Origin of the sequence: Rubrobacter aplysinae (assembly GCF_001029505.1) — a bacterium.
Lineage (GTDB): Bacteria > Actinomycetota > Rubrobacteria > Rubrobacterales > Rubrobacteraceae > Rubrobacter_A > Rubrobacter_A aplysinae.
The window spans coordinates 1-20,444 of record NZ_LEKH01000001.1; the positions used below are offsets into that span (position 1 = coordinate 1).

Below are 20,444 nucleotides of genomic sequence, written 5' to 3' on the forward strand. Positions count from 1 at the left end.
TGGTAAGCTCAAGTGCTTCCGGCGTATCGCCACTCGTTACGATAGGAAGGCCCTGTACTATAAGTCTTTCGTGTATCTGGCAGCTTCTCTAATGTGGCTATGATCCGCAAATGTCGATTCTGCCTAGCTCGATAACTGTCTGTGTTGTGCCATGAGTAGTGCGTGTATAATTTTGTACATCGCAGATATACATCGTCGAGGAAGTGACGCATGGTCCGCACTCAGATCTACTTGACGGAGGCAGAGCAAGAGGCGTTACGCTCTCTAGCACGAGTCACGGGGCGCTCCCAGAGCGAGCTTATCCGCGAGGCGATAGACGAGATGCTCGAACGGCAAGATCCGGTGGACCGTAAAGCTCTGATGCGTCAGGCACGCGGCATGTGGAGCGACCGCGACGACCTTCCCGACTTGAGAGAGCTAAGAGACGAGTTCGACCGCTTTTCGGAGGGCGCTTAGCCGTTGCCCGAGTCGCGCCTGCTGTTCGACACAGACGTCTTGATCGACTACCTGCGCGGCGAGCCACAAGCGATAGCGTATCTCGAAGAGCGTACAGAGATTCTGATGGTCTCCGCAGTCACCATAGCCGAGCTTTTCGCCGGAGTCCGGGAAGGAGAAGAGCGTCGGAGGCTCAACAGCTTCCTCCGAATCTTTGAGGTCGTAGATGTGAGCCAGCAGATTGCCGAGAGAGGTGGTCTGATCCGGCGTGGGTACAAGAGGAGTCACAATACCAGCCTGCCAGACGCCATCATCGCTGCCACCGCCGAGCTTGCGCCAGCAAGCCTGGTAACGCTCAACGACAAGCATTTCCCGATGTTGGAGGGCGTGATCGTTCCGTATCGGAAAAGCTCTGGCTAGTAGCGGTGGCTTCCGATGCCCGGAGCTTGGTAACATTCAGAGATTGGTTGAGGAAACCAGCAAGAGCTAATGGGGATCTGGGGTGAGTTCTTCAACGACTGAATCGTCCTCCGCCCGCGCGCAGGAAGTAACCGTTACGGAAGATACGCTTACCGTCGAACTGGCGGATGGGCGCTCGATCTCCGTCCCGCTTGCGTGGTACCCGCGCCTCGCACACGGCACACTTGAGGAGCGCGACAACTGGCGCTTGATGGGCGAGGGCATCGGTATCCGTTGGACGATACTCGATGAGGATATAAGCCTGGAGAATCCGCTTATGGGCCGAGCTTCGGGAGAGAGTCAGCGGTCGCTAAAGCGGTGGTTGGAGCAGCGTACCTACTATCCCGAGAGTGGTTGATATGAAAGGTTGTGGGTATGAGTGAGAGTACCTGGAAAGACGCCATAGTCGATGTACTGAAGGAAGAAGAATCCGCTATGCACTTTACGGAAATAGCGGAGAAAATCGTCGAGAGTGGTCTACGCAAAAACATGGGCGCTACCCCTGCAAACACCGTAAATGCTGTAATAACCACGGATATAACAAGTAACGGAGAGGACTCAAAATTTGCGAGAGTAAGACGTGGTGAGTATATGCTCAGGGAGCAACAAAAAGAAGACGTAAGCAAGATCGAAGCAGAGATTTCTAGTATTGAAGTGGATCAAGATTCCGACGTTCAAGCTGAAACAGGCATCATTCAGGCTTTTGGACTGTATTGGAGGCGAGATTTTGTACAGTGGAGCAACACACCCAGTCTCTTAGGACAACAAAACAGACGCTCTCAAACGGTAGACTTTGCTGAGCAAAAAGGGGTATATCTACTCCACGATGGCCGCAGCACAATTTACGTAGGACGCAGCGTAGATAGAACTATAGGTAGGCGTCTATACGAACATAATTATGATCGTTTAGGAGGACGCTGGGATAGATTCTCTTGGTTTGGTCTGCTAGAGGTCACAGAAGATGCACAACTCCGCGAACTGAGTCTGGCTGTAGATCAAGATGTTGTGATAGTAACTTTGGAAGCTCTTCTAATAGAAACATTAGAGCCTCCACAAAACCGCAAACGCGGAGATGAATTCCGAGCTATCGAATACCTACAGGCAAAAGATCCTTCTCTTGAGAAGCAGCAAGTTCTATCTTTATTGGACGATGTTAGGGACAAGCTAACAGAAAGATATTGAACGGCAGTCTTCGTCTTTTAGGAGGTAAGGAGCGAGATAGGACTACTCGACTGGTCGATGGGGAACGCCTCCAAGATAGAGTCGGAGAGGATCGAGGGGAGTTCGAGCGGATGATGTTTCCGGGAGAGAGGATCGAGAAGCCTTATCTACTGATCTGAGGCCTCTTCGTGTTCACGAGCTAATTGAGCGCGTACGTTCACACGGAACCATCTGCCTTCTCGGCAGCCCTGCGTCTGATCAGCAGCTTCAGCATGGCCGCGATGCCGAGGGCGGGGCCGATGGCGAGGATGCCGAAGCCGACCTTCCAGCTGAAGGCTTCCACGAGCACGGGGACCAGCCAGATGGTAGCCATGGTGAGGGTGAAGCCGAGGGCAAGCTGGAGCGTGACGGCGGTGCCGACGTATGCTTGATCCGCGACCTCGGTGATCACCGTGGAGAACTGCGCGGAGTCGGCTATCACCCAGAATCCCCACAGTAGCCCGACCGCCAGTGCGACCACCGGGGCCGAGATGGTGAACCCTATAGCCAGGGCGCAAACCCCCGAGATGAGCATGGACACTGAGGTCGCCTGGGACCGGCCCCACTTGTCTCCCAAGAGGCCACCAGCAAGACATCCCAGCGCGCCGACCCCGATCACGGCGAAGGCCGCAAGCGCAGCCTTGCCCGCCGGGTCCGCGACCCCGGCCCGTTCGAGCACGTCGGCGTAGAAGACGGCGAACCAGGCCCACATGGCGTATAGCTCCCACATGTGTCCGAAGTAGCCCGCCGAGGAGAGGAGGACGCCGCGATTCGTGACCGCGCTCCAGGCCTGGCGCGGATCGAAGTGGCTGGCCGGGAAGGGGAACGGCCCGTCGCTCCCCGCAACCTCCGCGATAAGGCCGCCCGCGAGCGTGAGGACGGAGGTGGTCACTATGACGAGTTGCCAGTCGAGCCCGCCGAGACCGTTGACCAGATGCGGCGTCGCAGATCCCAGCGTCAGCGCCCCGACCATGATGCCGAGCGCGGTGCCGCGCCGGAAGCGGAACCAGGTTGACATGGCCTTCATCGCGGGCGGATACACACCCGCCAGGCACGCCCCCGTGGCCGCCCGGAGCAGGATCGCCACCACCGGCGAAGGTTCGAGTACGAGCAGCACGTTGAGCCCGGCTGCCCCGAGCCCGCCGTACAGCATGAAGCGGCGCGGCGGGATGCGATCCGCGAGCCCCAGCACCACGGAAGAGACCGCACCCGCCACGAAACCGAGCTGGACCGCAATAGTCATCCAGGAGCTCTGGGCGGGGGAGAGGCTCCACTCCGATTCTAGCTGGGGCACGACGGCGGTCGCCGAGAACCACGTCGTCATGGCTAGCAGCATAGCCGCGGCCAGCGTGACCAGCCCGAGCCAGCGTCCGGGCGGGTCGCGATCCGTCGGAACGTCCTGTCGGGTGTCTCCGGGCCGCCTGGCGGTCATCGCGGCGACGCCGGAATGTATGCTACCGTCGCTTCCGTCGAGCGCATCCGGTGTATTTCGAGGGCGTGGAGGATCTCGCCGCCGATGCGGATAGGCTTCCGGAACCCCCCGTTAACGGACACGAAGAAAGCCTCCAGACCAGGAATATACCCGGCCGACCGATGTTCGCCAGAGCATAGCGTTGGACAATGCATTCTAGAAAGCCCCTAACCCACCCGTGTCGGCGACCATCCAATACTGATTAGCAGATAAGCTAGCACTTTCAATTACTTGCGTAAAGGAGTCAGGGGGCCAGGGCACTCGCAAATCGCGCGTATCGGCTTTCGCTAACGGACGGGGTAACTCTATACTCTGCAGTATCCCGTAAACCGAGGCTGGAGGAGATGATGGGATTACTCGACGGGTTGATGGGAAATGCTTCCGAGATAGAGCCCGAGAGGATCGAGGGGGAGTTCGAGCGGGTTATGGCTCCGGGAGAGAGGATCGAGAAGGCTTATCTCCTGATCCGGGACCTGTTCGTGTTCACGAACAAGCGGCTCATCCTGGTGGATAAGCAGGGGATGACGGGGAACAAGGTCGAGTATCATTCTCTGCCGTACAGGAACATCACGCACTTCAGCGTGGAGACTGCGGGGCACTTCGACCTGGATGCGGAGCTCAAGATCTGGATCTCGGGCAGCTCCATGCCGATCCAGAAGCAGTTCAACAAGAAGCTGAATATCTACGACGTGCAGAGCGTGCTCGCGGGCTACGTGCTCGGCTAGCCTCTCTCCAGACTCTCTAGCCGCCTTCTCCGCGCAGGCCGTCCAGAAGTAGTGTCTGCAGCGAGCGTAGGATGTGGTCCGGCTCCAGGCCGAGGTCGTGGCGCTGGAAGAGGTAGAGGTCTATGTTCAGCGGGGCCAGGATCGCGTCGGGGAGGGATTCCGTGTCTACGGGCGGGATCTCACCGCTCTCGACGGCCCGCGATAGCAGCGTGGCGACGGTCGCGCGCAGCCAGCGATAGAAGGGGCCTCGGTACTGGGCGGCGGGATCACGCTCGCCGCCGGAGGACCGGATCGCACCCAGGAGCGCCGCGTTCTCCTCGTTGAAGCGCACGATGCCCACCAGTAGCCCCGATAGCCCCTCCAGTGCCGTGCCCCCCGATAGCCCACCCTCCTCGACGCGCTTCCGGAACCCCTCGGAGAAGCGCCGGATGCTCTCGTACAAGAGCTCCGAGCACAGCGCGCCCTTGTGCTCGAAGCGCCGGTACAGCGTGCCCTGCCCGACGCCCGCCGTGCGCGCTATCTCGTGCATGCTCACCCTCTCGACCCCGCTCTGATCGAAGAGAGACCGCGCCACCGACAGGATGTGATGCCGCCGCTCGGCCGCGTCCCGCCGCTCCTCGCCCCGCTCCGGCCAGTATTCCGCGAGCGCCGGGAGGCCGGATCGAGACGCTCCCACCCCAACCGGGTTTTCCGGCTTCTCCTTGAAAGCGGACAATTGTCCGGTAAAACCTCCGGTAGACACGAAAGTGGACAGTTGTCCGAAAGTGTAGCAATCACGGGTCATGGATGCCGGAAAGGGGGTACGAGGTTGGTGGTATCCCGGGCGGACGTGGCGGACTTCATACTGGCCCGAGCCGAGAACGGAAGCCACGCCGGCCGATACCGATGGTCAGCTACTAGCGTGTTCAAAGCGTTCGAGAGAGGAGAGCCATGAGAGCGATAAGGGTCGAGGAGCCGGGCGGGCCGGATGCGCTCGTGTTGCGGGACGTTGCGGAGCCCGAGCCCGGAGCGAGGGAGGTCTTGATCCGGGTCGAGGTGGCCGGCGTGAACTACGCGGATACCGGCGTGAGGGCCGGGATGATGTTCGGCCCCCACGCCCACGAGCTGCCCGTGACGCCGGGATTCGAGGTTGCGGGCACCGTCGCGGCGCTCGGTGAGGGCGTCGCCGGACCGGAGGAGGGGACGCGGGTAGTCGCCGTGCTCGACTCCGGCGGGTACGCCGAGTACGCGGTCGCCGGGGCGGGGTCACTCGTCGAGGTGCCGGATGGGGTAAGCCTGGAGGCCGCCACGGCGGCGCTCCTCGTGCAGGGCATTACCGCATACGGGACGCTGCACGACGCCGGGCGTCTCGCCGCCGGAGAAAGCGTGCTGGTACAGGCCGCCGCCGGCGGGGTCGGGTCTCTGGCTGTGCAGTTGGCTCGGATAGCGGGCGCGGAGACGGTTATCGGCACGGCGGGCAGCGAGGAGAAACGGGAGTTCGTGCGGAGCCTGGGGGCGGATCTCGCCGTGGACTACGGCGAGGACGACTGGCCCGAGCGGGTTCTGGAGGCTACGGACGGGCGCGGCGCCGACGTGGTGCTGGAGTCCGTGGGCGGCGACGCCGGGGCGCGGGCCTTCGAGTGTCTCGCGCCGCTCGGGCGGCTCGTGATGTTCGGGGCGGCGAGCGGGAGCCCGATGCCGCCGCCGGATCTGATGCGGATGAACGTCCAGGGACAGACCGTCACCGGGTTCGGGGGACCCTGGATCCGGCCCGGCAGAGCCGGGGCCGCGAGGGAGGAGATCTCCCGCAACATCGCCAGTGGTGAGCTCGAGCCGGTAATAGGGTTGTCCCTGCCGCTCGAACGGGCTGCCGAGGCTCACCGTGCCCTGGAGAACCGCGAGACGACCGGCAAGATCCTGCTCACGGTCTAACCAGAGATGTTCAAGACCCGGGGCCATGAACCCGGATAGATAGTTGAAGAGGGCGTGGATCTTGTGCCTCTATTAGAGGCCTGGATATAACGATTCACGTCCGGAAGGTACTCTAAGAACTGCAAGAACTGCTCGCCCTCATGCCGGGCCCCCACCAGACGGATGAGTCAATCGAGGAGAAAACCGAGGTGGAGGTTCAAAGTAATGAAGGCTATCGGCATATCTCGGCCAGAACGAATGCAAGTCCTGACGTTGATGGACATTCCGGTGCCGGAGTTGGACCGTGGCGAGGCGCTGGTCCGTATCCAGACGGTCGGGGTTGGTATTCAAGACCGCTGGTGGATTCCCTCCAATGCGCGTTTTCCTTACGCTATCGGGCTTGAAGGCGCGGGCATTATCGAGAGTGTGGGCAGCGGGGTAACAGGGTTTGAGCCGGGCGATAGGGTGATGTTCTCCTCTGCCCAACAACCGAAAGGCGGCACCTGGGCCGAGTTCGTAGCCGTCCCCGGCGCGTGCTTAATTTCCATGCCGGATGCTCTCGAGTTCACGGATGCCGTCGCCCTCCCAATTGCTGGCACAACAGCCCTGGAAGGGCTCAGGGCGCTCGAGTTGGGCCGAGACGGTACAGTATTCATGGCTGGTGCATCAGGCGCAATCGGCACGTTGGCGATACAGTTGGCAACGATGCGCGGGTATCGCGTTGCGGCCTCCGCCTCGGCGAAGAACCATGAGCATATGCTGTGGCTGGGGGCTGGGCTAGCAGTGGATTACCGTGACCCCGATTGGGCGAAGCAGGTCTTGCAGTGGATGCCAGAAGGCGTCGGTGCGGCCCTGGCTATTCAGCCTGCGACGGGAGTGACGAGTATGCAGGTGGTTAGGGACGGTGGGAAAGTGGTCACGATTTCGGGAGATCAAGTGTCGCCCGAACGAGGTATTACGGTTGAGCAGATGAGGCACCACCCGGAAACACTTAAAGAGTTGTCCCGACTAGCCGAGGATGTGGCAGCCGGCCGTGTACGGGTTGTAATAGAGCGAGCCTATCCATTCGAGCAGGGGATTGAGGCGCTGCAGAAAACAGAGACGCGACATGCACAAGGGAAGGTCGTCCTCACCATGCCGGACCGCTGAAATGTCTCCGGAGACCTTGTTCGCACTTTGAGCAGCAACAATGGAGCACGTATTCATGTGCAAGGGGCGATTGGCCTCAAAGTGCGTGCAAGCAGGTGCAAGATATGAGAGATCTAACCCGCGGCAGAACCGGCCGCAGCCGACTCCGGTTGCGCTTCAGTTGCTGCTCGGCCCACCGATGTCGAAGAGACCGGCCGCGTTGCGGGCGCGCTCCTTTAGCGAGTCCGAGAGGTCGGAGAGCTTGCCCATGCGGACCTTCGCGCCGCCCTCTTCCGCCGGCGGCGGGTCGTGCGCCACGTACTCCACGAGCCCGCGATGCGCTTCCAGCGTCTGTACCAGCCGCTCCACGGAGACCTCCACGGGCGTGAGATCCGCCTCGAAGTCCGTGGAGGCTAGAAAGTCCCGGGCGCTAAGGGCGGAGGAGAAGAGCGGGATCGCGCCCCGCCCCGCCGCAGATATTGTGAGCGGGTGAGCCCCGCTCCCAGACTCCTCTAGTACGAGAAAGTACGGAGGCTTTGGCGGCTCGTTCTCCGTCACGGACTACGCGGGTCTCGGGGCCATCGTGACCAGGAGGACGGCGTTTTCGTCCGTGTCGTTGCGGACGCCGTGCGGGTCTCCGGCGCGGGCTATTACTGCTGTGCCGGGGCCGAGGTCCTGCTCTTCGTTGGCGATGGTGAAGCGGGGCGCGCCCTGGAGGACGTAGTAGATCTTGTCCGACTCGTCGTGGGTGTGGACCTTTTGCTCTTGGCCGGGCATCAGACAGTAAGCGTCGTAGAAGAGCTTGTCCGAGTCGAAGATGGGGCTCTTTCTCATCTTCTCGCCGGAGAAGGAGATGGCGTCGTTTATGTCTCTCGTCTCCACGGGCCTCCCGTCGTAACTCTATCGCGTCTGTATCGTGCCGGGCTCGTCGCCGCTTGTCACCGCTCGTCGCCTTGTAAGTGTGGCCAGGCTACTCTAGCATCTGTACGTTAAACGGTTACGGGAGCTTACGAAAGCCGCCGGGGAGCGGCCGGATGGAGGAGTCTACATGCGGTTTGCAGAGGTCAGCCTGCGTTTGCCGGAGTGGGTCGGGGAGTACGTCCCCGACGAGGAGACGCTGTACCCGACGGCGGAGGACCGCATGCGGCTCGCCATCGGGCTCGCGCGGGAGAACCTGCGGCGCGGTACTGGCGGGCCTTTCGGGGCGGCTATCTTCGAGAAGGAGTCCTGGCGGGTGGTGTCGGTCGGCGTGAACGTCGTGGTGCCGCAGAGTAACTCGGCGGCCCACGCCGAGATGGTCGCGATCATGGTCGCCCAGGCCGGACTCGGGGACTTCGACCTCGGCGGCGAGGGCCGCCCGGCCTACGAGCTCGTGACCAGCACCGAGCCCTGCGCCATGTGCTTCGGCGCGGTGCCGTGGGCCGGCGTGCGAACCCTCGTCTGCGGCGCGCGCGACGAGGACGCCCGGGGCTGCGGCTTCGACGAGGGAGCCAAGATACCGGACTGGGCGGCCGAGCTCGAGCGCCGGGGCATCTCCGTCGAGCGCGACGTACTGCGCGAGGAGTCCGCCGAGGTGCTGCGTGAGTACGCCGAGAGCGGCGGCGTCATCTACAACGGGCGCCGGGGAGAGTAGCTGAGATCGGCGATCAACTTGTTATCCAGGTAGGCCGTGAAAACTCTCTGGAGGCTCGGAGACTCTAAAAACTTTAAAGGCTGGAATTCGAGGTTTTGGCGCTAGCTCTTTCGCTTGGTGTCTTTGCTATCGGTGCGCTTTACGTGAGATCCGGTCCGCGCATCTCTGAGCTTCGATACCTTATCTCTCTGCTTTCTTCCGGCCTCTTTGTTGAGTGGGGCCAGGCTTTTACCTCTAGGCATTAGCGTCTCCTCGCCGAACCTTTATGGAGACAGTTTCACCCATCGGCGGAAAGATTTCCACCTTCTAGCAACGGGAGGATCTCCATGGTTTTCCACGTATAACCTTCCGGCTTGGTAATGGTGTGCACCGTTACCGTCAATTCCAATACTACCGCCACTTCGTCTTCATGTGGCAGCTCAATCCAGACCTGATCCTCTAGCGTGGCACCCGGCTGCGCCCTTTCTTGCCCCGGAAAAACGCTATACTTGAGCTCTGGTTCTCTCCATCCGTGGCCCTGCCGCCGAGTTAGAAGTACAAGAGCGGAAGACTCTAGATCGAGTTCGACGTCTACCTGTCCAGTGTTTACAACGCTTACGGTAGACACGATGTAAGCCACGCTTTCCGTTATCGTTACCGAGCCGGTAACTGTCGGTTGTAAGCGCGGGTCGTGTTCGCCTCGCCGGAAGAACTTGTACCAGGCAAAAATACCGCCGATAGCTATGAGTATGGGCGTAACGAATGCCTGAAATATCCGCGCCCACGCTTCTAACTCTTGCAACCAAATCGGCATGGAGACGCATTATACAGGGCGTCTCACGCTTCTCTTCCTCTAGACTTTCTGTAGGTCCGCGCCTGCTCACTATGGCTTTACAATACGAACTCCTTCGGGAAATCCGTCAGGTTGCGGCAGCCCTCCTCGGTGACGACGACGAGATCCTCTATCCGCACGCCGCCGACCGCCGGGTCGTAGACGCCGGGCTCGATGGTTATGACGTCGCCGGGGAGTAGATCATCGTCGGCCAGGGAGACCCGGGGGGACTCGTGGATCTCCAGCCCGACCCCGTGGCCCGTCCCGTGCATGAAGCCCTCCTGTAGCGGGACGCCGGGCTCCTGATCGTGCTGGGCGGTCTTGTATCCGGCGTCGTGCAGGATCTCTGATACCTTCAAGTGTACGTCGCGGCCGTTTACCCCGGCTCGGATCATACCCAGCGCCGCCTCCTGGGCCGCGAGCACCGCATCGTACATGCGCCGCAGCTCGTCCGCCGGCTCGCCCTTTATGACGGTGCGGGTCATGTCGGCGAAGTAGCGGTTCTCCCGGCCCACGGGGAAGATGTCCAGGATGATGGACTCCCCGGCGCGCAACGGTCCGTGGCCGCTCTCGTGCGGGTCGGCGGCCTGCGCGCCGCCGGCGGCGATGGTGTTCTCGGCGGCGCAGCCCCGGCGCAAGAGGTCCGTGTCGATCTCGGCGCGCAGCGTCTCGCTGGTGAGCGTCTCGCCGTTCCACGTTAGCGTGCCGTCGGCGGCCACCTCTGAGTCGCGCAGTATCCCGACCGCGTGGTTGCAGGCGGCCTCGACCGCGCGCTGGGTCTGTTCGATCGCGGAGGTCTCGGCCTCCGTTTTTTGGCGGCGCAGGCCGGAGAAAAGTCGGGCGTCGGGGATGACTTCCACGCCGCGGGCGCGCAGCTCGTCGGCGTACACGACGCCGGTGTGGGGCGGGACGTGTACGGGTCCGCCCGTGCCGAGGCTCTTTAGCAGCTCGGCCGCCGCCGCCGCCTGGCCCCGGTCGCCGCTCTGTAGCTCGCGAGAGAGGCGGGAGACGCCGAGCTCGTCGTAGCTCAGGATCTCGTCCACCCGGGCGTCGCGTCTGGCGCGGCCGTACTCCATCGCGGAGACGGCGAGGTAGCTCTTACCGGCGGCCCGGAGGCAGATCACGGGGTCGGGCGCGAGGAATCCCGAGAGGTGGTAGATCGCCGCGTCGTGCTCGGGCGCGCCTATCGCGAGCAGCGTCTCTCTGTCTGTCTCCGTCATGCCGGGCTCCTTACTCTGAGCTGGAGGTACACTGAAAGTCCGCGGAATATCTGCCAAAGATCCGCCAAAGAAAGCCAATTCTACTACCGTGAGACTACTGTCGAGCGTGTCCGCCGGACGTGTAGCCCGCCCCGGTCCTATATAATCCGGGTATGCAGGAGAGGAGCCACGAGGGCGGCGACCTGAGGAGCCGGATAGAGGCCGCGCTGGATAAGGTGCGTCCCGCGCTACAGGCCGACGGGGGAGACGCCCGCATAGCGGAGTTCGACGAGAAGCGCGGGTCCGTGAGCATCGAGATGCTCGGAGCCTGCCGGGGATGTCCGCTCTCCAGGCTCGACTTCGTGTACGCCATAGAGAGCCTGATCCGGCGCGAGGTCCCCGAGGTCGAGGAGATACTGGCGGTCTAGCCGCCCCGCGCCTCTACCTGTTGGCTCTACTGCAGTTCCTGGCGGGTGGCGCGCAACGCGCCGGGGGGGAGGGAGCGCCGGGCCTTGGCCAGGGAGTCCGTCGCCCGGCGGCGGTCGGCCCGCAGCCGCATCCGGCCGACGAGGCCCGCCTCCGGCAGGGCGGCGTTTATCTTGTGGGTGAGCGTGATCATGTCGTTCACGCACGAGCGGTAGCCGATTGCGCACATCTCGGTCTGGATCTCCGAGGGGGACTCGGACATGGTGCGTTGTATCTCCTCGGAGCGTTCGACTATCGAGCGGGATATCTCTCGGGGCAGACGCTCTCCAGAGCCGGCCGACTCCTCGGGGGAACGGTAGCCGGCGATGCTCTCCGGCGAGAGGCTCCGGGTTCTCCGGGCCGGGTCGTCCATGAAAGAGCGCAGCATAAATGCGCCGATGACCGTGGCCGGAGCCAGGACCGCGAGCAGCACGAAGGCTCTCGGATCATTCGTTATGGAGGCGAGCAGGGCTACCAAGGAAAGCTCCGTGATTAGCGCTATGATCGTATAAAATCTGAACATCTCACAGATACCTCTTGTCAAAAGTATACGGTTACCAGAGTCTAAGCACCGCCCGGCACTTGCGCAACTAATTTCTGTCTGCTAACCGTACAATCTTTATCCGGGCTTTGTCCGGGCTCTGCTCCCCGCTCGTCTCTCCCGGCCTGCCAAGGGATCTTTCTTCACAGGGCTCGGCTCTCCGGCTCTGTATAATCCCTCTCGTGGATAAAGAGACCTCACCGAAGTCACCGGAGTTCAAGCTGGAGGACCCCCTGGGTAGCGCCTTGCGCGTGCTCAGAGGAATATTCCTTGCCCCCAGGAAGTTCTACCTAAACTTCCCGGCGGCCGGGCCCGTGAAAGAGCCCGCCATCTTCGCCCTGCTCGTCGGGCTGGTTTCCGGTCTGCTGAGCACGCTCTTGCTGGCCTTCACGAATATACCGGGGGCGGAGATCGGGCTCGCCGGCGGGCTGCTGCGCAACGCGGCCTTCGCGCTGCTCTCGCCCGTCGCGGTCGCCGTAGGGGCGGTACTGTACCTGGCGGTGCTCAAGACTTTCGTCGGCGACGTGGCGGATTTCCGGCAGCTCTACCGGATGCTCGCCTACGCCTCCGGGGCGATGGTGTTCTCCTGGGTGCCGTTTCTGGGGGCGTTCTTCTTTGCGTACGCCACGTTCGTGCTGATGGCGATAGGAATTCGCAGCGTTTACCGGACTACTTTTCTGACGGCCATGATCACGGCCCTCGTGGGCTTCGTGCCGTTGGCGCTGGCGTACACCTGGATCACGGCCGCCTCCGCCGGGGTGGTCGCCGGGTAGCTCTGGCAAATCCGGTGAATCTGGTGGAGTCGGCGATGCGCTCGTACTCCGTGAGATCGCGCTCGGCCCGCCGGTAGACCTCTCCCCGGCCTCCGTTTTTCTCCAGCCTCCTCAGGGGCTCGGCCCCGTGACGCCGGAACATCAGGTCGCGCGAGATCTCCAGGTACGCCGCTCGCGTCGCGAGTTCCGCCGCCGTGGTCATCTCCCGGGGAAAGATCCGGTACGCCAGATCGTCGCCGAGCCCGAGGGCGGGCGGCCCCTCTCCATCCTCCAGCTGCAGCCGGAGCCTGCTTTCCCACAGCCCGCGCAGCGCCAGCGCCCGGGATGAGCCCGGGAGCACGTTTAGCGGCCCGCACTCGAAAGGGTCCTCAGGCGCGAAGCCGAATGCGAGCTCCATCATCAGGCCCTTTCGCCGGGCGCGGTCTCCCGGAGTATGACGCAGCGCCTCGTACTCGGAGCGCAGCAGTATTAGCTGCTCGTCGTAGTAGAGGCCCAGCCCGTCCAGCGTCGGACGTCTCGGGTCCTCGCCCTCCGCCTCCAGCGCCCGGCGCAGGCTCCGCTGCCGAACCAGGGTCCGCACCCGGTTGTAGAGTAGCGGCAATCCCCCCGCGAGAAGTCCCGCCGTCACCGGCAAGAGGACCGGCAGAGCCACGAGCGGACCCGGCGCCGAGCCCACCCAGCCGGTGCCGAAGACCGGCGCGGAGAGCAGCACCAGCGCCCCCGTAACGCACACCGCCGTAACCCCGACCCTGGTTGCGGGCCAGCCCCGGCCGCCGGCCCTGGCGTATAGCCGGCCCAGCCCGTACCACAGGTCCGCGGCTTCCTCGTCCGGGCGGCTTGCGGTGTGCTCATGCTCGTTCACGCGATGATTTTATTCGGAAAGATTCGGAAAGGCCCGCTGGGGAGGCGTCCGGCGGAGAATTCGGAGAAGTCGAGCCCGCCTCGGAAGAGACGGGCTCGCGGTGAGTGACCCCACGGGGATTCGAACCCCGGTTTTCGCCGTGAGAGGGCGATGTCCTTGGCCTCTAGACGATGGGGCCGTGATGGGACAAGGAAAGAGTTTAGACGATGCGGGGCACTTCGTCAAAGGAGATTTTTGCTCGGCTACAGCGGGAGCTAGCCGAACCTCCGGCGCATCTCCTCCGTTGCGTGCCGCGCCCGGATCAGGGTCCTATCGCGGCCCAGGAGCGCGAGCGTCTCGAACAGCCCGGCGCTCACCGTACGGCCGGTGGCGGCGAATCGTAAGGGGTGTATCAGGTGCTTCGCGCCCTTCTCCTTCTCGGCGGCGAGGCCCCGGATAGCCTCCTCCAGCTCGTTTTCCTCCCACTCCGGCAGTCCCTCCAGCCGCTCTACCAGCTCGGGGAATGCTTCCTGCACGAACTCCTTGCCGAACTGCTTGTCGAACTGCTCCCCTTCGTATTCCAGCTCGCCGCCGTAGAAGTAGCCGATAGCATCCGGGAGGTCGGTGGTGCGGGTGAGGCGCTCCTGCATGAGGCGTACGATCTCGACCAGGCGCGGCATGTCCTCCCGCAGCTCCTCTTCGGTGGCGACGCCGCTATCGGCGAGCATCGGGACGGCCCACTCGGCGATCTCCTCCGGCGGGCGGCGGCGGAGATAGGTCTGGTTTACGGAGTCCAGCTTTGTCTCGTCGAAGACCGCCGGGTTTCCGCTGACGCGTTCGAGGCGGAAACGCTCTGCCATCTCGTCGGGGGTGAAGATCTCCTCGTCCGCCGAGTAGCCCGCGCCCAGTAGCGCGAGGTAGTTGAAGAGCGCCTCGGGCAGCACGCCCGCCTCGGCGAAGTCCTCCACACTCGCCGCGCCGTGGCGTTTGGAGAGCTTCTTCTTGTCCGGGCCCAGCACCTGTGGGACGTGGGCGAAGGCCGGTAGCTCGTAGCCGAGGGCGTGGTAGATCAGGATCTGACGCGGCGTGTTCGAGAGGTGGTCGTCGCCGCGGATGACGTGGCTGATCTCCATCTCCGCGTCGTCCACGGCGGCGGCGAAATTGTAGGTCGGTGTGCCGCCGGACTTCATCAGCACGAAGTCTTCGAGGTTACGGTTCTCGAACGTCACCGCGCCCCGGATCACGTCCTCCACCACCGTCTCGCCCTCGCGCGGGGTCTTGAAGCGCACGGTGTAGGGCTCGCCGGCGTCTATCTTCTCCCGGGCCTCCTCGCGGGGCATCTCCCTGTAGGGGCCGCCGGTGTAGATCGGTTGCCGCCCGGCGGCGCGCTCGGTCTCCCGGAACTCCTGTAGCTCTTCCTGTGTCGCAAAGTCGTAGTACGCTGCGCCGGCGTCGAGCAGTCTCTCGGCGGCGTCGCGGTACAGGTCGAGGCGTTCGGTCTGGCGGTAGGGGGAATGGGGGCCGCCGGAGTCCGGGCCCTCGTCCCAGTCCAGGCCGATCCAACGCATCGAGCGTTCCACCTGCTCGACGGCTTCCTCGTCGTGGCGCTCGGCGTCGGTGTCCTCTATGCGCAATACGAATGTACCGCCGTGCTTGCGGGCGAAGAGGTAGTTGAAGAGCGCGGTTCTAACGCCCCCGACGTGAAGCATCCCCGTCGGGCTCGGGGCGTAGCGCACCCTGATGTTTTCGGTGTTTGAGCTGTCGTTGGCCTGGGCGTTATTAGAAGAGTCCATAGTCCAAAGCTAGCACACGGCCGGGCCTCCTGGAAGCCGGATGGCGCACGCGCCGGGATGCACCAGGTGTATCTGGATGTATCAGGACGCGCTATCCGGCGATGAGCACCTCCAGGGTGCGGGGGCCGTGTACGCCCTCGACGCGTTCGAGCTCTATGTCCGAGGTGGCCGAGGGGCCGCTTATGAAGGTGACGGCCCGTCCGGTGTCACGGACCACCTCTCCAAGGGCGGTTATCGCCTCCGGCACCAGACCGTGGACCTGATCCCCGCGCACCACACACAGGTGGTAGTCGGGCAGTAGGGTGAGCACCCGGCGGCCCTGTAACGCGCCCGCGTCCAGCACGATGGTCCCGGTCTGGGCTATCCCCAGGGCGCAGCCGGTCAGCACGCCGTCGCTACCGTCCAGGCTCTCCTTGGACAGCGGGGAGTCTGCTGCATCCCGCAGGGCCTCGATTCCATCGGGCAGCCAATCGGAGGGGAGGTCGGCGGGGACGGCGAGCCTCTGGACGCCGCGCCGGGCCAGAGCTTCGGCGATGGCTTCTGGCAGCTCGTCACCGTCTACGCGGTGGACCGTCGCCCGGTACTCGGCCACCGTCTCGGCGAAGCGGGAGATGATCTCCTCCCTGGAGGAGCCATCAGCGTGACGGTAGCCGCGCTCCACCGCCACGTCCCCGGGACGCTCGCCTTGCGGCACGTCGTCGGTGGCGCGCCGGATTCGGCTCAGGATCTCCTCGCGGGCGTTCAACGCTCCGCGCCGCCGCGCTCTTCGCGCCACCAGCGGCGGAAGGACTGCTCCGGGACGGGCGCGAGGTCGCGGGCCGAGGTCCAGCCGGCCAGTCTGCCCGGCAGGCTGTGTATGGCCCCGCTGCGGGCGAGCGGCCACTGCCCGACGAGCGCGGCCCGCTGGGAAGCCTCGTACAGCCTCGGGTCCGAGAAGGTCTTTGCGAGAGTCTGCATCGCGACGTTCTCCGGGTCGAGCTTCGCTTTTGCGCCTCCGTTGTCCTGCTTGTTTCGGACCACCTTGCCCCGGAGATGAATCAACACTTCCGGGATGTTGATCTTGACCGGGCAGACCTCGTAGCACGCGCCGCACAACGACGAGGCGTAGGGCAACGAGTCCGCGCCGGGACTTGAGCCTATCCCGGCGAGCTGGGGGGTGAGGATCGCGCCGATCGGGCCGGGGTAGACGGAGTTGTAGGCGTGGCCGCCGACCCTATCGTAAACCGGGCAGGAGTTCAGGCACGCCGAGCACCGGATGCAGTTCAGCGACTGGCGTCCGATCTCGTCGGCCAGCACCTCCGTGCGCCCGTTGTCCAGCAGGACCAGATGAAACTCCCGTGGCCCGTCATCCTCCGAAACGCCGGTCCAGAACGAGGTGTAGGGGTTCATCCGCTCGGCGGTCGAGGAGCGGGGGAGAGTCTGCATGAAGACCTCGAAGTCCCGCCACTCGGGGATGATCTTCTCAATACCCATCACCGTCACCAGCGTGTCGGGCAGGGTGGTACACATCCGGCCGTTTCCCTCAGACTCCACCACACAGACGGTGCCGGTCTCGGCGACGGCGAAGTTCGCGCCGCTGACGCCGACCTTTGCCGAGAGAAACTTCCGGCGCAAATATATACGCGCCGCCTCGGCCAGGACTTCGGGCTCATCCGAGAGGTCACCCAGACCCAGCTCCCGCATGAAGAGCTCCCGGATCTCGGCCCGGTTCTTGTGGATGGCGGGCACAAGAATGTGTGACGAGCCCTCCCCAGCGAGCTGGATTATGAGCTCGGCGAGATCGGTCTCGGCGGCGTGGATACCCTCCTTTTCGAGATGCTCGTTCAGCTTGATCTCATCAGTGGCGATGGACTTGACCTTTACGACCTCGCGGGTCCCTTCTTCTCCTATATTCTCCCGGGCTATCCCGGCGACTATGCCGTTCGCCTCTTCGGCGTCGCGCGCCCAGTGGACCGTGCCCCCGGCGCGCCTTACGGAGTCCTCCAGCTGCACCAGATACTCGTCCAGATGGCGCATCACCCGGGTCTTTATTGCGCTGCCGGCCTCGCGCAGCTCCTCCCAGTCCGGCATCTCCCCGGCGGCGGCCTCGCGCTTGTCGCGGATCGCCTGCGTCGCCTTGCCCAGGTTGCGCCTCAGCTGGTTGTCGGCAAGGGCGACCTTCGCCGTGACCTCGAAGGGTGGCGTGTCTCTTTTGTTACCTCCCGAGAAGGCGTCCGGGGCCGCCGTCGCGGCGTCTCGCTCGTTACGCGCCATCACAAACCTCCCTTCCAGCACTCATCTAGCTCGACCCTCTCTCGCCGGAGCCGGCCGCCAGTATCTCGGCCAGGTGGACGGCCTCGACCCCCGACCGCCCCCGTGCCAGACCGCCGCCGATGTGCATCAGGCACGAGTTGTCTCCGGCGGTGACCACCTCGGCCTTCGTGCTCTTTATGTGCTGCATCTTGTCCGAGAGCATCGCCGTCGAGGTGTCGGCGTTCTTGACCGCGAAAGTGCCGCCAAAGCCGCAACACTCCTCCGCCTGTGGCAGATCCACCAGCTCGATGCCGCGCACGTTATCCAGGAGCCGCTTCGGCTTGCCGCCGACGCCGAGCATCCGAAGCGAGTGGCAGGTCGGATGGTAGGTGACCCGGTGCGGATAGTACGCCCCGACATCCGTGACGCCCAGCCTGTCCACCAGAAACTCCGAGAGCTCGTATACCTTCGGCTGTAGCTCGGCAACGCGGAGGGCGAGGCCCCGGTCCCCCGCGAGCTCCGCCGCCCGCCCGTATAGCTCGCGCACCATCCCGACGCACGAGCCCGAAGGCGCGACAACCGCCTCGTAGCCGGAGAATACGTCCACGAAGCGTTTTACGAGTGGTATGGCCTCGCGCTGATAGCCGGTGTTGAAGTGCATCTGGCCGCAGCAGGTCTGCTCGAACGGGAAGTCCACCTCCACGCCGAGCCTCTCCAGCACCTCGACGGTTGCCCGCCCGGTCCCCGGGAACAGCGTGTCGTTGAAGCAGGTTATGAATAGCCCTACGCGCAATCCCACCTCTCCTAACCGCATCCGGTCCAGGTACACAGCTTACACCGCGTGCCGGGGATCGCGCTGAAAGGTTTCACTGGTCTTACGGGAGCTTCTGGAAAAGCTCCTTGAACGAGAAGGCGGGACCCCGTGAGGCCCCGCCGGCTGGTGGCAACGTGTTGGGAGGCTGTGAGCCGTGTTACACGGGAGTGCGCTGGTGCTGGGGCCTGCGGCGTTTGGCCGAGCGTCTGCCGACGACCGCCAGCGCCACCAGGATGCCGATAAGGACCAGCAGGCCTATCGTGCCCAGGTTGAAGCCGAGGCCGTAGATCCAGATAAACGTCAGCGAGCCTGCCAGGAGCAGGTAGTAGGTCATCGGCAGGATGGTCTTGCGGATCAGGGCTCCCTCGCGCCCCAGCAGGCCGACCGTGGCGGAGGCCGCGACGACGTTGTGGACCGTGATCATGTTCCCCGCCGCGCCCCCGACGGCCTGGGCCGCCACGACCACCGACTCTGTCACGCCGATGTTGCTCGCGGTGCCGAACTGGAACAGCGAGAAGGTGAGGTTGCTGACCGTGTTCGAGCCGGCCACGAAAGCGCCGAGCGCCCCGATAATCGGGGCGAAGAACGGCCAGGTCGAGCCGGCGAGGCTCGCCACACCCTCCGCCAGGGTAAGCGGCATGCTGGCGAGCCCGGAGGCGTTGAACTCCTCGCTGGAGTTGATGAACACCCGGACCATCGGGAGCGCCAAGAGCAGCGCGAAAGCCGCGCCGAAGACCTGACGCCCGGCGGTGCGCCAGGAGCGGGCGATCTGGGCCGGGCCCATGCCGTGTATCACGTAGGTTATGAGCACGGCGACCAGGAACATGAAGCCCGGCAGGTAGAAGATCGCGAGCGAGTCGTCCGAGATCTCGGTCCCGAATATGTTGTTCCACACCGGGGCTATGCCGGAGAGGTAGTTGCCGAGCGGGTTGCCCTCGGCGGTTACGGGTATGCGGGTTATGACCAGTAGGAGGGCCACGATCAGGTACGGCGACCACGCCCGCACCGTGCTCATGGTCGCATTGCCGCTGGTGAGGCTGTCCGGATCCACGTTGCCCATCCAGTCGTCTTCCCACTCGGAGCGCGGGCCGAAGTCCCAGGGCTCATCCGGCATGAGAAAGCCGCGCCGGGCGGCGAAGACCACGATAAACAGCCCGACGAGGCCGCCCAAGAGCGCCGGGAACTCCGGGCCGAGGGTGGCCGCGAAGAACAGGTACGGCACGGTCATCGAGAACGCCGCGAAAAGCGCGAACTTCCACACCCCGAGCCCCTCGCCGAAGCTTCTGTTCTGGCCGAAGAAGCCGGTCAGCATACAGGCCAGAATCAGCGGGATCAGGGACCCGGCCACCGCATGTAGCGTGGCTACCCGCACGGCTATGCCGTCCGCGTATTGCGCCAGCTCCAGACCCCTCTCTGAGAGCAGCGTGTTGACCGGACCGGCGCCGCGTAGACCTTCGGTCACGCCTACTAATATCGGCGTGCCCGCCGCGCCGAAGCTGACGGGCGTACTCTGGATGATGAGGCCGCTCATCACCGCCGCCATCGCCGGGAAACCGAGCGCGAGCAGGAGTGGCGCCGCGACGGCCGCCGGGGTACCGAACCCGGCCGCGCCTTCGATGAACGCGCCGAACAGCCACGCGATGATGATCACCTGCACGCGCCGGTCGGCGCTGATGCTCGTAAATCCGGTGCGGATGGTATCCACCGCACCGCTCTCACTCAGAGTCGCCAAGAGCAAGAGCGCCCCGAACACGATGTACAGGATGGATAACGCAATCAATATCCCCTGCACGGTAGAGGCCGCCACGCTCGCGAAGCTCATCCGCCACACCGCAAAGCCGATGATTACCACGACCACGTACCCGACCGGCATGGCCTTGATGGCGGGCCATCGGAACCCCACCAGCAATACGCCAATCGTCAAAATGGGCGCCAGCGCCAGCAGGCTTAGTAACGCCAGATTCTCCATCCACTCCTCCTGTTCCCCTCGTCGCAGCCCAAAGACCGCACGTTTCTCCTGATCCCCGCCACCCC

At 63.8% G+C, this 20,444-nt stretch carries 23 protein-coding genes, 1 tRNA gene and 1 pseudogene; 11 read left to right on the top strand and 14 right to left on the bottom strand.

Features of this window, described 5'->3' with window-relative positions:
- The 5 genes and pseudogenes from ABD53_RS17560 to ABD53_RS16290 form a co-directional block, all read left to right on the top strand.
- Window positions 1-103 (top strand): annotated as a pseudogene (locus tag ABD53_RS17560) (IS5-like element ISNeu3 family transposase); the annotation flags it as partial.
- 107 nt (window positions 104-210) lie between these two features.
- Complete coding sequence (locus ABD53_RS00010) at window positions 211-456, top strand: ribbon-helix-helix domain-containing protein (RefSeq protein ID WP_047863723.1); 246 nt, start codon at window positions 211-213, stop codon at window positions 454-456.
- A gap of 3 nt (window positions 457-459) precedes the next feature.
- The gene (locus ABD53_RS00015; RefSeq protein ID WP_047863724.1) at window positions 460-855 is read left to right on the top strand and encodes a type II toxin-antitoxin system VapC family toxin; all 396 of its coding nucleotides are present in this window, start codon (window positions 460-462) and stop codon (window positions 853-855) included.
- Between the two features lie 82 nt (window positions 856-937).
- Window positions 938-1,252: a DUF2442 domain-containing protein gene (locus tag ABD53_RS00020; protein WP_047863725.1), complete on the top strand. Its 315-nt coding sequence runs from the start codon at window positions 938-940 to the stop codon at window positions 1,250-1,252.
- A gap of 17 nt (window positions 1,253-1,269) precedes the next feature.
- Window positions 1,270-2,076, top strand: a complete 807-nt coding sequence (locus ABD53_RS16290) for an HTH domain-containing protein (RefSeq protein ID WP_084709103.1) — start codon at window positions 1,270-1,272, stop codon at window positions 2,074-2,076.
- A 196-nt stretch (window positions 2,077-2,272) separates the two neighbouring features.
- On the opposite strand, the gene ABD53_RS00025 is transcribed toward ABD53_RS16290, so the two are convergent.
- Complete coding sequence (locus ABD53_RS00025) at window positions 2,273-3,526, bottom strand: MFS transporter (protein ID WP_047863726.1); 1,254 nt, start codon at window positions 3,524-3,526, stop codon at window positions 2,273-2,275.
- Window positions 3,527-3,912: 386 nt separating this feature from the next.
- On the opposite strand from ABD53_RS00025, the gene ABD53_RS00030 reads away from it, so the two are divergent.
- Entirely contained in the window at window positions 3,913-4,290 is a 378-nt protein-coding gene (locus ABD53_RS00030) for a PH domain-containing protein (protein ID WP_047864060.1), read from the top strand.
- 16 nt (window positions 4,291-4,306) lie between these two features.
- On the opposite strand, the gene ABD53_RS15460 is transcribed toward ABD53_RS00030, so the two are convergent.
- A complete protein-coding gene (locus ABD53_RS15460) occupies window positions 4,307-5,005 on the bottom strand; it encodes a TetR/AcrR family transcriptional regulator (RefSeq protein WP_053057480.1) in 699 nt (232 codons plus the stop codon).
- Between the two features lie 215 nt (window positions 5,006-5,220).
- Between ABD53_RS15460 and ABD53_RS00040 the strand changes: the two genes are divergently transcribed.
- Window positions 5,221-6,201 carry a quinone oxidoreductase family protein gene (locus ABD53_RS00040; RefSeq protein ID WP_047863727.1) on the top strand — a complete coding sequence of 327 codons (981 nt, stop codon included), beginning with the start codon at window positions 5,221-5,223 and terminating at the stop codon, window positions 6,199-6,201.
- 204 nt (window positions 6,202-6,405) lie between these two features.
- Window positions 6,406-7,329 (top strand): NADP-dependent oxidoreductase, encoded by a 924-nt coding sequence (locus tag ABD53_RS00045; protein ID WP_047863728.1) that lies wholly within the window; start codon window positions 6,406-6,408, stop codon window positions 7,327-7,329.
- Window positions 7,330-7,485: 156 nt separating this feature from the next.
- Here ABD53_RS00045 and ABD53_RS00050 read toward each other — a convergent pair whose 3' ends face one another.
- Window positions 7,486-7,866 (bottom strand): hypothetical protein, encoded by a 381-nt coding sequence (locus tag ABD53_RS00050; protein ID WP_047863729.1) that lies wholly within the window; start codon window positions 7,864-7,866, stop codon window positions 7,486-7,488.
- Between the two features lie 3 nt (window positions 7,867-7,869).
- On the bottom strand, window positions 7,870-8,190 hold the full coding sequence (locus ABD53_RS00055) for a cupin domain-containing protein (protein WP_047863730.1): 321 nt from the start codon (window positions 8,188-8,190) through the stop codon (window positions 7,870-7,872).
- Between the two features lie 166 nt (window positions 8,191-8,356).
- On the opposite strand from ABD53_RS00055, the gene ABD53_RS00060 reads away from it, so the two are divergent.
- Complete coding sequence (locus ABD53_RS00060; RefSeq protein ID WP_047863731.1) at window positions 8,357-8,941, top strand: nucleoside deaminase; 585 nt, start codon at window positions 8,357-8,359, stop codon at window positions 8,939-8,941.
- Between the two features lie 277 nt (window positions 8,942-9,218).
- Here the strand turns inward: ABD53_RS00060 and ABD53_RS00065 are convergent, their stop codons facing one another.
- Together ABD53_RS00065 and ABD53_RS00070 are read right to left on the bottom strand one after the other, a co-directional pair.
- Window positions 9,219-9,734, bottom strand: a complete 516-nt coding sequence (locus ABD53_RS00065) for a hypothetical protein (protein ID WP_047863732.1) — start codon at window positions 9,732-9,734, stop codon at window positions 9,219-9,221.
- A 77-nt stretch (window positions 9,735-9,811) separates the two neighbouring features.
- Complete coding sequence (locus ABD53_RS00070; protein WP_047863733.1) at window positions 9,812-10,972, bottom strand: M24 family metallopeptidase; 1,161 nt, start codon at window positions 10,970-10,972, stop codon at window positions 9,812-9,814.
- Window positions 10,973-11,124: 152 nt separating this feature from the next.
- Between ABD53_RS00070 and ABD53_RS00075 the strand changes: the two genes are divergently transcribed.
- Window positions 11,125-11,379 (top strand): NifU family protein, encoded by a 255-nt coding sequence (locus tag ABD53_RS00075; protein WP_047863734.1) that lies wholly within the window; start codon window positions 11,125-11,127, stop codon window positions 11,377-11,379.
- 26 nt (window positions 11,380-11,405) lie between these two features.
- On the opposite strand, the gene ABD53_RS00080 is transcribed toward ABD53_RS00075, so the two are convergent.
- Window positions 11,406-11,939: a hypothetical protein gene (locus ABD53_RS00080; RefSeq protein WP_047863735.1), complete on the bottom strand. Its 534-nt coding sequence runs from the start codon at window positions 11,937-11,939 to the stop codon at window positions 11,406-11,408.
- Window positions 11,940-12,139: 200 nt separating this feature from the next.
- Between ABD53_RS00080 and ABD53_RS00085 the strand changes: the two genes are divergently transcribed.
- Window positions 12,140-12,730, top strand: coding sequence for a YIP1 family protein (locus ABD53_RS00085; RefSeq protein ID WP_160309585.1), 591 nt, complete (start codon window positions 12,140-12,142; stop codon window positions 12,728-12,730).
- On the opposite strand, the gene ABD53_RS00090 is transcribed toward ABD53_RS00085, so the two are convergent.
- The 7 genes from ABD53_RS00090 to ABD53_RS00120 all read right to left on the bottom strand — a co-directional run bounded on the left by ABD53_RS00090 (window position 12,696) and on the right by ABD53_RS00120 (window position 20,379).
- Window positions 12,696-13,592, bottom strand: a complete 897-nt coding sequence (locus ABD53_RS00090; protein ID WP_047863737.1) for a hypothetical protein — start codon at window positions 13,590-13,592, stop codon at window positions 12,696-12,698. The two genes, ABD53_RS00085 and ABD53_RS00090, sit on opposite strands and share 35 nt — an antisense overlap.
- A 105-nt stretch (window positions 13,593-13,697) precedes the next feature.
- A tRNA-Glu gene (locus ABD53_RS00095) sits at window positions 13,698-13,770 on the bottom strand.
- A 76-nt stretch (window positions 13,771-13,846) separates the two neighbouring features.
- Window positions 13,847-15,364, bottom strand: a complete 1,518-nt coding sequence (gene gltX / locus ABD53_RS00100) for a glutamate--tRNA ligase (RefSeq protein WP_047863738.1) — start codon at window positions 15,362-15,364, stop codon at window positions 13,847-13,849.
- 91 nt (window positions 15,365-15,455) lie between these two features.
- Entirely contained in the window at window positions 15,456-16,109 is a 654-nt protein-coding gene (locus tag ABD53_RS00105) for a LutC/YkgG family protein (RefSeq protein WP_047863739.1), read from the bottom strand.
- Entirely contained in the window at window positions 16,106-17,617 is a 1,512-nt protein-coding gene (locus ABD53_RS00110; protein ID WP_084709108.1) for a LutB/LldF family L-lactate oxidation iron-sulfur protein, read from the bottom strand. Before ABD53_RS00110 ends, ABD53_RS00105 begins: the two co-directional genes overlap by 4 nt.
- 25 nt (window positions 17,618-17,642) lie before the next feature.
- Complete coding sequence (locus ABD53_RS00115; protein ID WP_047863740.1) at window positions 17,643-18,389, bottom strand: (Fe-S)-binding protein; 747 nt, start codon at window positions 18,387-18,389, stop codon at window positions 17,643-17,645.
- A 178-nt stretch (window positions 18,390-18,567) separates the two neighbouring features.
- On the bottom strand, window positions 18,568-20,379 hold the full coding sequence (locus ABD53_RS00120; RefSeq protein ID WP_047863741.1) for an L-lactate permease: 1,812 nt from the start codon (window positions 20,377-20,379) through the stop codon (window positions 18,568-18,570).
- Window positions 20,380-20,444 lie beyond the last annotated feature (65 nt).

Coding starts and splice junctions, on each gene's coding strand:
- ABD53_RS00010 (WP_047863723.1), top strand. CDS start 211: ATGGTCCGCACTCAGATCTACTTGACGGAGGCAGAGCAAGAGGCGTTA.
- ABD53_RS16290 (WP_084709103.1), top strand. CDS start 1,270: ATGAGTGAGAGTACCTGGAAAGACGCCATAGTCGATGTACTGAAGGAA.
- ABD53_RS00025 (WP_047863726.1), bottom strand. CDS start 3,526: ATGACCGCCAGGCGGCCCGGAGACACCCGACAGGACGTTCCGACGGAT.
- ABD53_RS00030 (WP_047864060.1), top strand. CDS start 3,913: ATGGGATTACTCGACGGGTTGATGGGAAATGCTTCCGAGATAGAGCCC.
- ABD53_RS00040 (WP_047863727.1), top strand. CDS start 5,221: ATGAGAGCGATAAGGGTCGAGGAGCCGGGCGGGCCGGATGCGCTCGTG.
- ABD53_RS00045 (WP_047863728.1), top strand. CDS start 6,406: ATGAAGGCTATCGGCATATCTCGGCCAGAACGAATGCAAGTCCTGACG.
- ABD53_RS00060 (WP_047863731.1), top strand. CDS start 8,357: ATGCGGTTTGCAGAGGTCAGCCTGCGTTTGCCGGAGTGGGTCGGGGAG.
- ABD53_RS00065 (WP_047863732.1), bottom strand. CDS start 9,734: ATGCCGATTTGGTTGCAAGAGTTAGAAGCGTGGGCGCGGATATTTCAG.
- ABD53_RS00070 (WP_047863733.1), bottom strand. CDS start 10,972: ATGACGGAGACAGACAGAGAGACGCTGCTCGCGATAGGCGCGCCCGAG.
- ABD53_RS00075 (WP_047863734.1), top strand. CDS start 11,125: ATGCAGGAGAGGAGCCACGAGGGCGGCGACCTGAGGAGCCGGATAGAG.
- ABD53_RS00080 (WP_047863735.1), bottom strand. CDS start 11,939: ATGTTCAGATTTTATACGATCATAGCGCTAATCACGGAGCTTTCCTTG.
- gltX (WP_047863738.1), bottom strand. CDS start 15,364: ATGGACTCTTCTAATAACGCCCAGGCCAACGACAGCTCAAACACCGAA.
- ABD53_RS00110 (WP_084709108.1), bottom strand. CDS start 17,617: ATGGCGCGTAACGAGCGAGACGCCGCGACGGCGGCCCCGGACGCCTTC.
- ABD53_RS00120 (WP_047863741.1), bottom strand. CDS start 20,379: ATGGAGAATCTGGCGTTACTAAGCCTGCTGGCGCTGGCGCCCATTTTG.